This is a genomic window from Brevibacillus sp. AY1 (genome assembly GCF_029870785.1).
Classification (GTDB): domain Bacteria; phylum Bacillota; class Bacilli; order Brevibacillales; family Brevibacillaceae; genus Brevibacillus; species Brevibacillus invocatus.
Genome location: NZ_JAFLPN010000058.1, coordinates 1 through 15,961, shown reverse-complemented (window position 1 = coordinate 15,961; position 15,961 = coordinate 1). Strand labels below are relative to the sequence as shown.

Here is a 15,961-nt window from a genome sequence, read left to right as displayed (position 1 = left end):
AAGATTAGCGGAAGATAGTATAAGTGCAACTAAGGCTCCGCCAAAAGCTTGGCGTAGCCAAGTTTTCTAATGTTTTATGGCTGGTGCTTTGCTTCACGCAGGAGATTGCTGATCTGCCCAACCATATTTTCGTCCTTTTTGTTGTCACGCATTTGTTTTTTTACTTGTTCAAATGCTTGTATGCCTTTGCTGGAAGTAATGGTCCAAACCTTAGCTTCTGAGCCGTAAATTCTTTCGATCTGAGTACGTGCTTGTGTGAGCGTATGATTGCGGTCGCTCGCTCCCAGGGTTCCAGCAGTTCCAGCAGTTCCCGCAATTCCGCTGCCATTTTCGCCACCGCGAGCAGAGCTGCCCGAAAAACTGGAGAGAAGATGGGATTGCATCGGGTCCATTTGATTAATGGAAGTGGTGTTGGCAGAAGTCGGGCAGACCAGAATGACATCGTTGAGGATCAGCGTTTGCACACCGTGGATGCCGGCTGCTTGGAGGCGTGCTTCCAGGCTGGTGGAGGGTCCTCCTCCGTGCAGATTGGAGCTGCCGATGTTGCTGTAGACAGATGTGCCCATCCCGCTAAAAGTCGTTCCGTAGTTGTTGGTCGTCAGCCGCTTGTCACGATCAACACTGGGGATCACAGTATCTGCATGCTGTCCCATATGCGCGGCGTGATTCATCGATTGTGTCTGAGGCTGCTGTGGTGGTGTAGCCTGGTTGTTATTGCAAGCAGTCAGGAGCAGAAGTAAACCTATACTACCAGTTCCTACCCAGTTGGGTATGCGTTTCATAAATGATCCCTCCAGTGAGTTCTACCTGATGCTTTCCCAAAAACCGACCTCATCTTCACGGTGGTTCAGTTGTTTGGGAAATTTTTCTAAGTATCTGTTTATCCTGTCGAAAATATGCACAAAAAGAAGAATAGAGACAACTGGAGGTGGTAGTGTTGGAACAGCATGATCGTAAAGAACAGCCTGTATCGCGCAGAAGCTTCTTGAAAAATTCCGGACTGGTTCTTGGTGGATTGGTCGTAGGTGGAGTAGCAGGGAGCTTGCTGGGAAAACAACAGGCACCACAACAGCCTGGTGAGACGCCTGCTCCGACAGCCGATTTCAATCAAGCGCTGATGTATTTCTCTCCGGAGCAATTCAAGGTCGTGGATGCGGCTTGTGAACGCATTTACCCGGAGGATGAGCTTGGACCTGGGGCCAAAGCGCTGGGCGCTGCGTATTTCATCGATCACCAATTGGCTGGTGAATGGGGTTTTAACGCCCGCGACTATATGCAAGGTCCGTTTTATCCCGGTGAAGTAACCCAGGGATATCAGGGCCGATTGAAGCGGCGTGAGATTTTTGATATTGGCATTCAAGAAATGAACAACTACAGCAACAGCTTGCACAACGCTCGATTCTACGAGTTGACGCCAGAGCAGCAGGATACGGTGCTCAAAGCATTTGAAACAGACGAGGTGAAGCTCACCACGATCTCAGCCAGTGCTTTTTTTGCCATGCTTCGAGCCACCACGCTTGAAGGCGTATATGCTGACCCTCTGTACGGGGGCAACAAAAACATGGACGGCTGGAGAATGAAAAAATTCCCAGGAAATCAGATGGCGTATACGCAGATTATCGAGCAGGATGAATTCGCCAAAATGGAGCCATTGAGCTTGCGTGATCATCAACACGGATAAGGGGTGTCAAGGATGGCGAGAAAATTGCCGAAGGTAGACGTGGTCGTGGTAGGCGTAGGATGGGGGGGAGGCATTATCGCCTCTGAACTGACCAAGCAGGGATTGAATGTGGTTGGCTTGGAGCGTGGCAAGGAGCGAAAAACGGAAGATTACTTCATGGTGCACGATGAGCTCCGGTATGCCCTGCGTTACGAAATGATGCAGGATTTGTCCAAAGAGACCATCACGTTTCGCAGCAAGACCAACGTCCGGGCATTGCCGATGCGATCATACGGGTCTTTCTTGCTGGGAACGGGTTTGGGTGGTTCCGGCGTTCACTGGAATGGACAAACCTTTCGATTCCTGCCGTACGATTTTGAGATTCGCAGCAAGACCATCGAACGATATGGAGAAAAGAAGATTCCGGACGGGATGACCATTCAGGATTGGGGCATCACCTATGATGAGCTGGAGCCTTATTTCGATCGGTTTGAGCAAATGGCTGGCATTGCCGGGGAGGAGAACCCGCTGGGCGGCAAGCGTTCAAAGCCGTACCCTGTTCCGCCGATGAAGACGACTCCTGCCTTGAGAATGTTTGGTGAAGCGACGAAAAAATTGAAACTGAATCCCTATATGATGCCGTCGGCCAACCTGTCGGAAGCGTATACCAATCCGGACGGGGTTTCCCGTGCCGCGTGCCAGTACTGCGGATTTTGCGAGCGTTTTGGCTGTGAGTATGGCGCCAAGGCAGACCCCGTCGTTACGGTTATCCCTGTTGCCAAAAAGTCGGGGAAATTTGAGATTCGCACCCATTCGCACGTACGCCGGATTCTGCACAGCGGCAACAAGGCCACTGGGGTCATGTATACCGACGTGACGACGGGTGAAGAGATTGAACAGCCAGCAGACATTGTGGTACTGACCAGTTATGTGTTCAACAATTCACGTCTGTTGCTGCTGTCCAAACTGGGACGTCCCTATGATCCGAATACAGGAAAAGGGGTCATTGGAAAGAACTATGCGTATCAGGTGATTCGCGGCGGTGCTGTCGGCTTTTTTGACGACAGGGAATTCAACGTGTTCGCTGGCGCTGGAGCATTGGGAATGAGTATTGACGATTTCAATGGTGACAACTTCGATCACTCTGATCTGAATTTTATTCACGGAGCCAATATCGCCATTTCCCAGACGGGCCAGCGTCCCATCGCAAATAACAAGGTACCTGCTGGCACGCCAAGCTGGGGGAAAGAATTCAAAGCGGCATCCATCAAATACTATACCCGTGTACTATCAGTAGGTGCACAAGGTGCCTCCATGCCATTCCGGCATCATTTTCTGGATCTGGACCCTACTTACAAGGACGTATTTGGTGACCCACTTATTCGCATTACCTATGACTTCGAAGAACAGGACAGGCAATTGGCTCAGTACTGTGCGGACAAATGCGGGGAGATTATCAAGGCGATGGGTGCCACAGACAAGATCGAAATCAACCGGAAGCTCGGGCCGTATGACATCACGCCCTATCAGTCCACTCATAATACCGGTGGCGTCATCATGGGCGCATCAACGGAGACGTCTGCGGTCAACAATTACCTGCAAATGTGGGACGCTGAGAATGTGTTTGTAGTCGGTGCTTCTGCCTTTGCCCACAACAGCGGTTACAATCCGACCGGGACAATGGGGGCGCTGTCGTATCGCGCGGCAGAGGGAATTTTGAAGTACAGCAAGAGTGGCGGCGGTTTGTTGGTGTAAGCTCGCTTGAATCAGGGTAAGTGAAGTGCCAATCACACAGAAAAAGCAGCGACCCATGGTGAGGGTTCGCTGCTTTTTTTTACTGCAACAAGGATCTGATCTCTCCGCTATTCGGATTGACGACGAACCAGCCGTAGGTGCTGGTGTAGCTGTCACCCGACTGGAAGTTGTTGATGTGGGTTTGATAGACATGGATGACGTAATGCCCTTTATCGTCATCGTGGCTGTACTCGACTACATGGGCTGGTGTGATGCTTCCAGCGAACTTGCCTTTGACCAGCTCGATGGCTTCCAGCTTGGAGTACATTTTGCCTGCTGGCAGCTTGCCGATGTAGATGGATCTCGTGCGCGCATCGTAAATGACCGGTTTGTTCAGATTCTCTGCCACGAAACGAATCGGTACGTAGACGGAGTTTTTGTACATGATGCCTTGGACATCGCTGGCAGGCGATTTGGGAACACCTTCAAAGTAGTAGGTAAAAGGTGTTTGTTTTGCTTCCGATACATCGGGAAAAATAGGAGCTGCCATAGCAATCCCTGAAAAGAGCACCGACCCGATGACGATGCCCCCTAGTAATGATTTCATATCCCATTTCATAAGTGCGAATCTCTCCCCGTAACCCGTCGATCTGCCAAGTCAGCATTTGTCGACTTTTGTACTATGAACATTATGGCAAAAATCGCCGAAGTCAGCTATCAAACGAGGGTACTAGGGAGATTAGCCTAAAAACGATAGAGAAGCGGGCTTGTTGAGGGAAAAGTCCTAGAAAAGCAGGTATGCGTAAAGATACTTTTATCCTGTCTGGATCAACGGTATCATGAGGAGTAGAGAGATGAAGAGATTAGGAGATCGAGAAATGTCGAAATTAAAAAATGATTGGGCTACGGTACTGGCTGAAGAGTTCACCAAGCCGTACTACGTAAAGCTGCGACAAACCTTAAAAGAAGAATATCAGAATCAGACTGTCTATCCGGACATGTTCGATATTTTCAACGCCCTCCATTTGACTGGCTACGAGCAAGCCAAGGTGGTGATTCTGGGACAGGACCCTTATCATGGCCCAGGACAAGCACACGGACTCAGCTTTTCTGTAAAGCCGGGGATCAAGCCTCCGCCTTCCTTGCAAAATATCTACAAGGAGCTGCAGAGCGACCTGAATTGCACAATTCCTGCTCACGGGTACCTGATCCACTGGGCCAGGCAAGGCGTGATGCTGCTCAATACGGTCCTCACGGTGCGAGACGGCAATCCGAACTCCCACAAAGGACTGGGGTGGGAGATATTCACCGACCAAGTAATTCATCGGTTGAATGAACGGGAGACTCCTCTGGTGTTTATCCTCTGGGGAAAGCACGCGCAGGAGAAAGCCTCCTTTATTGATCGAAAAAAACATCTGATCATCGAATCGCCGCATCCAAGTCCGTTTTCTGCGCATCGGGGCTTCTTGGGGAGCCGCCCTTTTTCACGAACCAATGAGTTCCTCCGTGCCCAAGGCATGACCCCAATCGACTGGCAGCTGCCGCTCAATCCGTAAGGCAGCGAGGATGTTCAGTCTTTGCTTCGGATCACGAGAAGCTGCCCGGTCTTCAGGGAGATTCGTCCAATTGGCTCGATCAGGATATTGCTGATGCCCAGCGTGTCACCGATGCGCAGAGTGGCATTTTCCAACGGATATTGAAAGCCCTCCAAGGTAATGCCCGTGACTTCTTGACTGAGGGGCAATAACGAGAGATGGGCAAAATCATCCTGACTGACGGTGCAAGCGTCTGTAATCAGCCGGATTTCGTTGAAGGCGTCGATGATTCGGCAGCTGATCCGGGCATGCAGTCCTTTAGCCAGCAGGTGAACGTTGGCCAAGGTGTGGTCGAAACGAGAGCCTAATACGCCGATCATCAGAATCTCGTCTGGCTCTTGGCTCATGGCCCAATGCAGAGCCATCTCCGTATCCGTCAAATCCTTCATGATCGGGTCACAGTCAGTCATCTGTTGGCTGCTTGACTTGATCTGATCTTTTTCTTCTTGTGTGACGGAGTCAAAATCTCCGATGGAAAGGTGGGGTGAGATGCCGTTCTCAATGAGAAACCAGGCCCCTCTGTCCACCCCGACGAGCACGTCATGTTCCTGTATATGACGGATTGCCCACTCTCCCAGATTACCGCCTGCAAATAGCAAAATGCGTTTTGATGTCATGCAAAAGCCATCCTTATCTCTTATCGTTGTAGGGGGTAGCAAAAGTAGTCTGACAAGCCAAACGATAGCCCATCGCAATTTTGCTTCCCAGTTTAGTCCGTTCCTGTTCAGTAGGAGAGCCCAGCAGGCTGATGCCGGAAATGACTTGTACGGTACATTTGCCGCAATGTCCCTGTTTGCATTTGTAAGCGAGCGCTTCCTTTTGTTGAAGAGCCGCATCGAGTAGCGTTGCGCCCGGTACGAAAGGTATCGAATGCTCCTGATTGCGCTGTTTGAGGCGTACCATCCGTGGGTTCGCGTTTGTTTTCGCGACGGCAGCCGTTTTGTCATGGTGCGATGGCAGCTCAGAAGCAACGGTTCTAGACTTTCCAGGGATGAGCGAGCCTACAGTAAGTCCTTTGCGCATAGGCACCTCCCAAAAACGAATTTTTACCATCTTATCATGCCAAAGGGTGAAGGGACAGTCAGGGCAGCACATACATAAATGATTGAATTTTATGATTTTATCGATTAAAATTATTTTACCAAAATCGATGGAAGGTGATACCTTGATTACCATTAAGCGGATGAGCGATTGTACGATTGCTGAAATCACCAAAGCCTGGAACCGAGGCTTCGAAGGTTATTTTTTCCCTGTCTCGATGACAGAAGAGAACATTGTGCAGCGTTTGGGGGCAGAGGGCTATACGATTTCTCTGTCTGTCGTGGCGTACGATGGTGATGAGCCGATTGGACTGGTAGCAAGCGGCCTGCGCACGATCAACGGTCGTAAAATAGCCTGGAACGGCGGTACAGGTGTGGCAACCGAATATCGGCGTCAGGGTGTGGGACGTCAGCTCATGCAAGCAACATTGGAGCTTTATCAGGAAGCAGGTGTTGAAGACGCCACCTTGGAGGCGATCAGCAAAAATGAAAAAGCAATCGCCCTGTATCAACAACTCGGCTACGATGTAATCGATCAATTGCTCTTTTGGCAGCATACAGGTGCTTTGCCAGCAGACGCTTTTAGGGTCAAGCATGCAGAATCCTATCGCGTGCGGACGGGCATCGCTCAGGAGGCAGCGCAGCTCTCTTTCTACCAAGCGGATGCGCCTTGGCAAAACCAGTGGATGAGCCTGCGTGATGCGGAGGTCATTTTGATCGATGACCATGAGGGTCAGACAGTGGGATATGCCATGTACAAACGCATGCTGAACGAAGAAGGTAAGGTAACCGTGATCGCTTTGCGGCAATGCGTGGCCATGCCTGATCACCCGGATGCAGAGAACATCCTTCGCCTGGCGCTGAACCAGCTATATGCTCCCCATGAGCTGGATTGCCGCCGTACAACCTTCAACCTGCCATCTAAGGAGCAGCTGCTCCTGGGTGTCTTGGAGAGTGCAGGCTTTGGTCCATCCGAAACTGAGCAGGTATACATGGTCAAAAAGCTTGAACAAGGTGCAGAAGTGAAGGGTTGAGAACGAGCGTTTACTTCTGGCAACGCGTGCAGGCAAAAACTTTACGGGAGGAGAGCATGCTTTTCGCGATGGTGTTGCCGCATCGCGGGCAGGGCTCTCCTTCTCTGTCGTATACGCGGCAGCGCTCGTTGTAGCCGCCGGTCAGCGCATCATGGCGATACAGCGGAGGTTCCATGTACCCGCCAAACTGCATCGCTTCCTGCAGAACAGCTTGGATGGCGTGGTACAGTCGTATTCTTTCGTCGGAAGTAAGAGCAGGAATTTGCCTCGTGGGCAATACACCGGCATGAAAACAGATTTCGTCTGCATAGCAGTTGCCGATCCCGGCTACCCAGTGCTGGTCCACGAGAGCCGTTTTAAGCAGGCTTCTTTTATTGTCCAAAAGCTGTGTGAACTGGGAGAAGGTAAAAGCCGGTGCGAGCGGTTCAGGCCCCAGGTCAGCCAATCGTTCAGTCACTTGTTCCGGCGTCAATAGATGCAAGTAGCCGAGACGCAATCCGTGGAAGTAGAGAATGTGAGAAGCGAAGGAAAGCGTCACCTGTGCGCTGCGATCGAGCTTGTCCTCTGTGGTTCCCCAATAAAGAAAACCGCCAAGCATGAGATGAAGCAGCAGGACATGGCCGGACACCCATTCAAACAGCAGATGCTTTCCCCGTGATCCTTTCCTCCAGCAATTTGCGATATGTTTCCATTTCAGGCAGTTCTGGCATGTGTCATCCTCCCGCAGGTTTTTATGGGTAGGCTCTCCATCCATGTAGCGAGCCATGCCATCTTTGCGTCTTTTTACATAGGATTACCAACCCCACAAGCAAATCGGGTAATATAGTATAAGGGTATGACCCAAGGAATTTGTACGGACGGGAGAAAATGGCATGCAAAAAGTTGATTTGATCGCTACGGCGACGTTTGGATTGGAATCGGTAGTTGCCGAGGAAGTAAAAGCACTGGGATACAGCCAGGTAGAAGTGGAAAATGGGAAAGTTTGCTTCTCTGCTGATATTTCTGCCATCGCCCGCACCAATTTGTGGTTACGAACCGCGGATCGCGTGCGTCTAAAGATAGGGGAGTTCAAAGCGACCACGTTTGACGAGCTTTTTGAGAAGACAAAGGCGCTGCCTTGGGCGGATTGGATTACGGAAGACGCGACTTTTCCGGTAGAAGGCAAGTCTGTAAAATCGACGCTGTACAGTGTGCCGGATTGTCAGGCCATCGTGAAAAAAGCTGTCGTAGAAAGCTTGAAGCGGACCTACAAGACAGAGTGGTTCGAAGAGAAGGGACCGATGTACAAGATCGAGGTCGCTTTGCACAAGGATATCGCAACCCTGACTATCGATACCTCTGGTCCTGGCTTGCACAAGCGCGGTTATCGCGGCTTGATTGGGACCGCTCCCCTGAAGGAGACGATGGCTGCGGCGATGATCCTTTTGTCGCGCTGGAAGCCGGATCGCGTGTTCATGGACCCGTTCTGCGGTTCCGGGACGATTCCGATCGAAGCGGCATTGATCGGCCAAAACATTGCGCCGGGGATGAACCGTGAATTTGTATCCGAGAGCTGGCCGGTCATTCCCAAGACCGTGTGGCGTGAAGCACGCGCAGAGACGCATGATTTGGCCCGCTATGATCAAAAGCTGGAGATTATCGGAACAGACGTGGATGATGAGATTCTGAAGATCGCGCGCCGCAACGCAGAAGAAGCAGGTGTAGACGATCAGATTCACTTTCAACGCATGGACGTCCGGGATATTCGCTCCAAGCGTAAATACGGCTATCTGATCTGCAATCCGCCATATGGGGAACGTTTGGGCGAATGGAAGCAGGTAAGCAGGCTGTACGGCGAAATGGGTAAGACCTTTGCTGAGCTGGATACCTGGTCCTTCTACATCATTACGTCGGACGAGCAGTTCGAAGAGCACTTTGGACGTCAGGCCAGCAAAAAAAGAAAGCTGTACAACGGGAATATCAAAGTAGACTACTATCAGTTTTTTGGACCAAGACCCCCTCGTCCATCTGTGGTTGCCCCAACCGAATAAGCGAGAGAAGGGTTTGTGGGAGGAGAGAGTAAAGTGAGGAAAAGGCATCATGCGTATTCAAGCCGATTCGTGGCAGCCTGTCTGGCACTGGTGATGCTGTTGACGGTAGCGGCACCTATTTCGGCGGAGGGTACGGCAGAACAAACGGGACAAGAGGAAGTACAGACGGAAGAGGTAGAGGCACAAGCTGTTGCGAGTGAACAGCCTATCGTCTTCAAGGATGTGGAGAACAGCTACGCCAAGGAAGCGATCAACCGGTTGGCCTCTCTTTCTTTGATCAGCGGTGTGGGGGAGGATCAGTTTTACCCGCAAAATCCGATCTCTCGCCAGGATGTAGCGGTTCTCTTGAGCAAAGTCATCGGGATGCAACCGAAAAGTACAGACGAAGCGTTGTACGAGGACGTGCCGTTGGACAGTCCGTACGCTCCGTACGTGTACACATTGACAGAGCTTGAAGTGCTGAAAGGCAGACCGGACAACCAGCTCGGCGGAGCAGATCCGCTTACTCGTCAGGAGTTAGCCGTGATTTTGACACGTCTGATGAAAGCGGGTTCGATCAAGCCAGCACCAGCCTCCAGTACCGTGACCTATGAGGATGCTGAGGAGATCGCGGATTACGCAAAAGACGCGATCGTCACAGTGACCAACCAGCGTTGGATGACTGGGGCAAGTAGCTCGTTTCGTCCCCTCGGAATCGTTACACGTGCAGAAGCAGCCGTAATTGCAGAGCGTGTATTGGATGCAAGGTATCAACAGGCAGAAAACGCGAAGTTTGCATTGAATACAGACCGCCTAAACGTCATGGCGGGAAGCAGCGAGCGTTTGGTTGTGAAAAGTCAGGACGGAGAAAAGCTTCCGTTCACCCCTGTTTTTGCGTTTGACAGACCGGAGCTCGGTGCGATCATGCCGGATGGCACCTTCGTAGCGGGGCCGACTGTCGGGACAGGCAATGTGACGGTCACGCTCGGCTTTCATACGGTGACGATTCCGGTACAGATCACGCAAGCAGCCGTATCTGCTCCTGATGAGCCACAGGAAAAAGAAGAGCAGCAAAAGTCAGAAGCAGCAACTGAAGTCACCGGAACGCGGGAGTCGGAGGAAGAACAGGCTACGGAAGAGGCTGCACCGGCAGAGGAAGCAGGTTTGGTCAATATTGCGCCGGAAAGCTTCACATCGGTGAAAACCGTGGGTCCTGCCGACAACTATTTTAGTGAAGTAGAGAAGCAATATCCTGGACCAGTTGGCGGTTTGTCTGCTGTCTCCGAGGAATGGACAGGCTTCAACCGTCAGTACGGGCGCAAGGCCACCGTAGCATTGCCAGAGGGCAAGGCGGTCGAACGTGTCACCCTCACCTTCCAGCAACGCAAAACCTCAGGGATTACTTTGCCGCCATCGATGGAGGTTGAGGTATCCCAGGATGGCAAGTCATGGTCCTACGCGGGGAAAGCCCTCCACGACGTTCCAGCTTCCGAGGAAAAAATGGTGACGCGCACGCTCGCTGTGACGCTGCCCGAGCTGGAAGCGCGCTATGTACGGGTTACCTTTCCAGTGAAGGTATTCGTCTTTGCCCGCCAGCTGGAGGTATGGGCGAAGGATGCAGCGGCAGGGAGTGCGGATGGCGTAGTCTTGCTTCCACCGCTCAACCTGACACAGCCCATCGATAACGAACAGACCAGACGCCCCGTTGAAAATATGCTGCTTGCTTACACCGGCATGCATGATGATCTGGGAACCTGGACCCAGGAAGACTTCCTGCCAATGGTCGGTTATTTGACGCAGGATGGCTATATGCGCGACCAGATGTTTGACACTGTGCTGCTGTTGCCGTACCAAACCATGCCAGCCACTCGAAACAGCTGGAATAGTTATCTCAACGATCTGTTCCGCATGGGCAGACAGCTGGATGCCTTGAACAGTGCCATGCGCGAATACAATCGTTTGCGAGGAACCTTGTACAGCACACCTACGAAGGAAAATGTGGTTTTGGCGATTCCGTATCCCAATGCTAACCAGAAGGATTTTGGTGTACTGCCAGGGGAAACGAAGTCGCTCTCCTTCAACCCTGCCGGAATCGGTGAGCAGATGGCTTTTGAAAACCGCAAAAAGGCCGTTGAATGGTATTTCGATGAGCTGCAGAAGCGCTGGAACAAAGCGGGCTACAGCTATCTGCATCTCGATGGCATCTACTGGTTCCACGAGCTGATTGAAGATAGTGCCCCAAAAGAACGGGAGCTGATTCGCAGCACCGCGAGCATGGTTCATGATGAAGCCCTTCGCTTCTATTGGATTCCGTACTTTGGGGCGCCAGGTGTGGAAGAGTGGAAAAGTCTCTATTTCGACCGCGCTTTCCTGCAGCCCAACTACTACAGCGACAAGCCTGTCACCATCGAACGGATCGAGGGTGTGCTGGACGCTGTGCAGAAGTACGGGATGGATATCGAGATCGAAGGCGACCACAAAATGTACAACGATCCGAAGTTCTACCAGCTCTACTACAACCAGTTGACCGCTACCCACAAAGCGGGAATGGACAAAAATAATGTACACGCTTATTATTACGGCTCCAAAACGCTGCTCAACGCTGTCCGCAGCAAGGACGAAGCGATCCGTGCCATCTATGATGACACCTACAAGTGGATGCGTGGACGCTATGACCGGGTAGAATTTATGGATGATAACGTGATGCCGTAGTAAGATAATAGGAAAGAGCCTGATTCTCCGTGTGGGGAACAGGCTCTTTTTGGTGACGATAGAAATCCCCTCTCGTGAGAGGTCGCACAGCTACATAGGATACTTTCCTTTTCTATCGAGCAATCCTTTGAAGTGGCCCTTGTATATCCAGAGCAAATACGCCTCCAACCAAGAGACAACGATCGCCAAGGGCAATAAGGAAGGGTCATCAAAGATGTGAAAAAGCAGAATGTTTACGACAATGGGTGCAAAAATCGCCAGGATCGGGGCTGGTAGGAAAAATGGGATCAAAACCAAGAATCACGACCCAACCGTTAAATCCCGCACCGATGAAAATCAATGAAAGTAAGATACGAGGCAAGTGAATCCTTAGGAAGTACATCAAAACACCTCCAATAGCTTTTCTTGCTCGATAGAAACATATACGGGATTATTCCCAAACGTCAAGAAAAATGGAGGGTGATGATGTCTATACCTGCCTTAATCCTTCCGAATAACCAGATAAACAATCAGTCCAATAATCGGGAAAAACAGTAATGCAACCAGGACAATCAAAGAAAATTCCTTGCTGTTGCCCCGTTTCCGGGAATCGCGATAGGCCCAGATACTGATGAATATGTTGACGACGTTAACAAGCAAAAAGAGCAGGATCGGGAAAAAAGCGAAAAATACGCCACCACCACCCATTTCCATCATGTGGATCACCTTCGATTCTCTATTATGATTGCGAATGCTCCATTGGTTCGACCATGAACCAGGAGATATACGAACAGCGTGTGCAAACCAGAATCGTCGCTACTTTATTTGCCCAATCCAGCCCCATGAAAGTAGCTCCTCTCGAATTTAACTGCCGTTTATCCTTGTCAAAGGTATCATTTTGGCAGCAAGGGCATGTAAGGGTGGTACCTCCCGCTTTGTAACGCATTGGCGCTCCCTCCTTAAACTGGTTATCTATTCCTACGAATAAAAGTCAGATAAGTTCCAGCGGCAGGAGAGATTAGCTCTCCTGATTGGCAGGAATCAAGCGGAACATGTACATATACACACAAGCACTCAAGAGCGAGACGCCGAGGATAATCCCAAACACACCAACTGGCGGCATCCAAGCAGAGAATCCAATCGTCAGGGGAGCGATAAATCGTCCGATGGAAAACTGCAGGGAGGAAGCACCCATGTACTGACCGCGTGCATCTTCCGGCGCGTATTTGCTGACGAAGCTCTGCGCAACAGGTGTGCGGATCAGCTCACCCAGCGTCAGAATCACCATACAGCCGAACAACAGCCAGATATTCGAAGTGAATGCCATCATGAACATGCCAAAGCCGTACAGGACAGAGGATGCGACAAGGCTGTTCCGGTCACTCCAATGCTGGAACCAGTTCGTGACAGGGAGTGTAAACAGAACCACAAGCAAGCCATTGAGCCCCATCAGCCAGCCAAACGCGCTGGTACCGCCAACCTGGAAGGACCAGTCACCCCAAGACAAAAGAGGCTGCTGCATCACATTTTCTTTTACATACAAGGCCATATACAGGTCGAGCTGCATAAAGGCAATCGCAACGAAAACACCAGCCAACGTATAAAGAGCAAAGACCTTGTCTCGGAAAATGACGACGTAGCTCCGGAATTGCTCTTTGATCGAGAAGCCTTCCTTTGCTTTTTCTTCCCGTGTGTGGGCAGGCAAGGTTTCCTTGATCAGGAATAAGACCGTAATCGCAAATAAAAACTCAATGATCATACAGGCGATCAGCAATTCTGTACGGTAATGAACAAAGAAGAACGAGCCCAGTACGGGTCCAGCGACTACACCGATGTTCATCGCGGTATAAAAGGTTGCGAACACGACGCGACGGTCTTCCTCGGTCGTCAAATCAGCGACCATCGCAGAGCTTGCAGGCCAATAGAGAGAGCCCGCCACACCGATTCCGATAAACGCCAGGTAGTCTATCCACGGCGACCATGAAAAGGCAAACAAGGCAAACATGCTGGAAGATACGAATAGCGAGATCAGCATGGTCGGTTTTCGTCCGATCCGGTCAGCCAGATACCCGGCGAAAAGGTTGGAGAATATGCCTAGCAGGGGAGGGATCATCAGCAGGATTCCTGCGACATCCTTCCCGAATGAATCACTGAACAACAAAGCCATAAACGGAAAGTACATCCAAAAAAACGTATGTGTAATCAGTTCACCGAACAGTCGCACCTTTAAATTTAAATCCCACGAACGCCATTGCATGACACGAATTCCTCCATTCCATCCTGTTTCAATGTCTGCAGGTAGCCTGAAACCGAAAAGCTCATTCGGGCTAACGTCGATGTAAGAGGTGCTGACCTTTTCATCAAAAAAAGCGCAAACGGGAGAGGCTGAAGCTCTCATCGCTTGCGCTTTTCGACGATATCAGATTTTTGTGGGTCACAAAGACAACCATAGAAAGGCGACAAAGAGCTGCTTTTATACACGGTATAAAAACGAGCTACTTCACCCTTGGCGTCTCCCACAACATATCGGGAAAAAGACAGAAGCGGTTCAGGCATCCTGCAGTAGTCTAGCTATAGGGTATAAGGGTATTCATTCAGAGGCAGTGCCTCTGGGAAGAGACCCTACCTAAGCCATATAAACTGCAGAGATAACCATAGTTACAGCTCCTGTCTTTTTTAAAATTTAATTTCACAGTCAACTCTTGTTGATTAGAATACTCCACAAATAGCAATTTATGCAAGTAAAATTTCAATCTTTTTCGAAAGCAAAGAATGATGAAACGATTTTACAATTGAAAAGTCAGGAACACTTCAGTAAAATATTTTTTAATAATACTATGGAACGTGGGGGAGATCATATGCAGGATCCACGCATTGCCAAACTGGCTGAGAATCTATTAAGCCACTCTGTTCGTTTGCAGGAAAAAGAAAGCTTGTTGATCGAAGTGCGCGGGGAAGGGCATGCGCTTGCAAAAGAACTGGTGAAACAGGCTTACGCCAAAGGAGCCTTTCCATTTGTCCGAATTATCGATCCAACCATCCAGAGAGAGCTGATGATGGGTGCGAGTGGCGAGCGTGCTGAAGTTCTTGCCAAATGGGAAGAGCCTATGTTCAAGGACGTTCATACGTATATCGCGATCAATGGCCCGGCTAATGACAGCGAAATGTCCGATGTTCCGGTAGAGCGCAGACGTGCCCATCAAAAGGTGATGCAGGAGCTGAATGACTACCTGATCAACAACTGTCGCTGGACGCTGCTCAATTACCCGACCGCCGCAATGGCACAGAGCGCCAACATGTCTTCAGCGGCGTTTGAAGACTTTTATTTTGATGTATGCTCCGTGGATTACAAGAAAATGCATGAAGCCTTTTTACCTCTGAAAGCGCTGATGGATCGGACAGACAAGGTGCGACTGGTCGGAGTGGGAACGGATCTGGCTTTCTCCATCAAGGATATTCCCAACGTGATCTGCTCCGGACTTCGCAATATTCCGGATGGCGAGATCTTCACAGCCCCGGTACGTGATTCGGTGAACGGGACGATTACATTTAACACAGCGACCAGCTATATGGGCACCAAGTTTGAAAATGTGCGGCTTACTTTCGCAGAGGGCAAAATCGTGGAAGCGACTGCCAACAACACCGAGAAGCTGAATCAAATTCTCGACAGCGACGAAGGAGCGCGCTATATCGGTGAGTTTGCGATTGGTGTGCACCCGTATATCTTGCATCCGATGAATGACACCCTGTTCGATGAGAAGATCGCAGGCAGCTTCCATTTTACACCTGGGCGCGCCTATGACAATGCAGACAACGGAAACCGGAGCCAGATTCACTGGGATATAGTCAATATCCAGCGTCCTGAGTACGGCGGCGGAGAGATCTGGTTTGACGACGTGTTGATTCGCAAGGACGGTCTGTTTGTCCTGCCGGAGCTGGAAGGACTCAATCCTGACAAGCTGAAGGGATAAGGGAATCAAAATACTGTAAAGAACAGCCATCATGCTTAGCATGGTGGTTTTTTTCCTTTTCCCAAAGCCAAATGGCCAACTTCTTTGTTTATTCAGGTACCGCTTCACGTGCTCAAGTAGCGTATGGCAAGAACAGATCCTGACGAAGATCAGGGTTTTTTTATACTATCGGAAAGTTTAAGTGCGCTAAAGCGCTAAAAAGATTAGCGGAAGATAGTATAAGTGCA

The 15,961-nt window shown here is 50.4% G+C and carries 13 protein-coding genes and 1 pseudogene; 7 read left to right on the top strand and 7 right to left on the bottom strand.

What is annotated here, in order from left to right; all coding sequences use genetic code 11:
• Positions 1 to 74: 74 nt before the first annotated feature.
• Positions 75 to 782 carry a hypothetical protein gene (locus tag JZI27_RS23295; protein ID WP_280209537.1) on the bottom strand — a complete coding sequence of 236 codons (708 nt, stop codon included), beginning with the start codon at positions 780 to 782 and terminating at the stop codon, positions 75 to 77.
• Between the two features lie 152 nt (positions 783 to 934).
• Here JZI27_RS23295 and JZI27_RS23290 point away from each other — a divergent pair, with 152 nt between their 5' ends.
• Positions 935 to 1,681, top strand: coding sequence for a gluconate 2-dehydrogenase subunit 3 family protein (locus JZI27_RS23290; protein WP_122907988.1), 747 nt, complete (start codon positions 935 to 937; stop codon positions 1,679 to 1,681).
• Between the two features lie 12 nt (positions 1,682 to 1,693).
• Complete coding sequence (locus JZI27_RS23285; protein WP_280209536.1) at positions 1,694 to 3,415, top strand: GMC family oxidoreductase; 1,722 nt, start codon at positions 1,694 to 1,696, stop codon at positions 3,413 to 3,415.
• A 79-nt stretch (positions 3,416 to 3,494) separates the two neighbouring features.
• On the opposite strand, the gene JZI27_RS23280 is transcribed toward JZI27_RS23285, so the two are convergent.
• Entirely contained in the window at positions 3,495 to 4,013 is a 519-nt protein-coding gene (locus tag JZI27_RS23280) for a stalk domain-containing protein (RefSeq protein WP_122907986.1), read from the bottom strand.
• A 259-nt stretch (positions 4,014 to 4,272) separates the two neighbouring features.
• Here JZI27_RS23280 and JZI27_RS23275 point away from each other — a divergent pair, with 259 nt between their 5' ends.
• Positions 4,273 to 4,950: a uracil-DNA glycosylase gene (locus JZI27_RS23275; RefSeq protein ID WP_122907985.1), complete on the top strand. Its 678-nt coding sequence runs from the start codon at positions 4,273 to 4,275 to the stop codon at positions 4,948 to 4,950.
• A 14-nt stretch (positions 4,951 to 4,964) separates the two neighbouring features.
• Here JZI27_RS23275 and JZI27_RS23270 read toward each other — a convergent pair whose 3' ends face one another.
• Entirely contained in the window at positions 4,965 to 5,606 is a 642-nt protein-coding gene (locus JZI27_RS23270) for a thiamine diphosphokinase (protein ID WP_251242682.1), read from the bottom strand.
• 13 nt (positions 5,607 to 5,619) lie between these two features.
• Entirely contained in the window at positions 5,620 to 6,012 is a 393-nt protein-coding gene (locus tag JZI27_RS23265; RefSeq protein ID WP_280209535.1) for a 2Fe-2S iron-sulfur cluster-binding protein, read from the bottom strand.
• 142 nt (positions 6,013 to 6,154) lie between these two features.
• Here JZI27_RS23265 and JZI27_RS23260 point away from each other — a divergent pair, with 142 nt between their 5' ends.
• Positions 6,155 to 7,063 carry a GNAT family N-acetyltransferase gene (locus JZI27_RS23260; protein ID WP_122908128.1) on the top strand — a complete coding sequence of 303 codons (909 nt, stop codon included), beginning with the start codon at positions 6,155 to 6,157 and terminating at the stop codon, positions 7,061 to 7,063.
• Between the two features lie 10 nt (positions 7,064 to 7,073).
• Here the strand turns inward: JZI27_RS23260 and JZI27_RS23255 are convergent.
• Positions 7,074 to 7,773 (bottom strand): annotated as a pseudogene (locus JZI27_RS23255) (Fpg/Nei family DNA glycosylase).
• Positions 7,774 to 7,935: 162 nt separating this feature from the next.
• Between JZI27_RS23255 and JZI27_RS23250 the strand changes: the two are divergent.
• The gene (locus tag JZI27_RS23250) at positions 7,936 to 9,093 is read left to right on the top strand and encodes a THUMP domain-containing class I SAM-dependent RNA methyltransferase (protein ID WP_122907982.1); all 1,158 of its coding nucleotides are present in this window, start codon (positions 7,936 to 7,938) and stop codon (positions 9,091 to 9,093) included.
• A gap of 33 nt (positions 9,094 to 9,126) precedes the next feature.
• Positions 9,127 to 11,784: a DUF4855 domain-containing protein gene (locus tag JZI27_RS23245; RefSeq protein ID WP_280209532.1), complete on the top strand. Its 2,658-nt coding sequence runs from the start codon at positions 9,127 to 9,129 to the stop codon at positions 11,782 to 11,784.
• Between the two features lie 480 nt (positions 11,785 to 12,264).
• Here JZI27_RS23245 and JZI27_RS23240 read toward each other — a convergent pair whose 3' ends face one another.
• Entirely contained in the window at positions 12,265 to 12,480 is a 216-nt protein-coding gene (locus tag JZI27_RS23240) for a PLDc N-terminal domain-containing protein (RefSeq protein WP_415783043.1), read from the bottom strand.
• Positions 12,481 to 12,781: 301 nt separating this feature from the next.
• The gene (locus tag JZI27_RS23235) at positions 12,782 to 14,020 is read right to left on the bottom strand and encodes an MDR family MFS transporter (protein ID WP_280209531.1); all 1,239 of its coding nucleotides are present in this window, start codon (positions 14,018 to 14,020) and stop codon (positions 12,782 to 12,784) included.
• 601 nt (positions 14,021 to 14,621) lie between these two features.
• On the opposite strand from JZI27_RS23235, the gene JZI27_RS23230 reads away from it, so the two are divergent.
• A complete protein-coding gene (locus JZI27_RS23230; RefSeq protein ID WP_280209529.1) occupies positions 14,622 to 15,734 on the top strand; it encodes an aminopeptidase in 1,113 nt (370 codons plus the stop codon).
• Positions 15,735 to 15,961 lie beyond the last annotated feature (227 nt).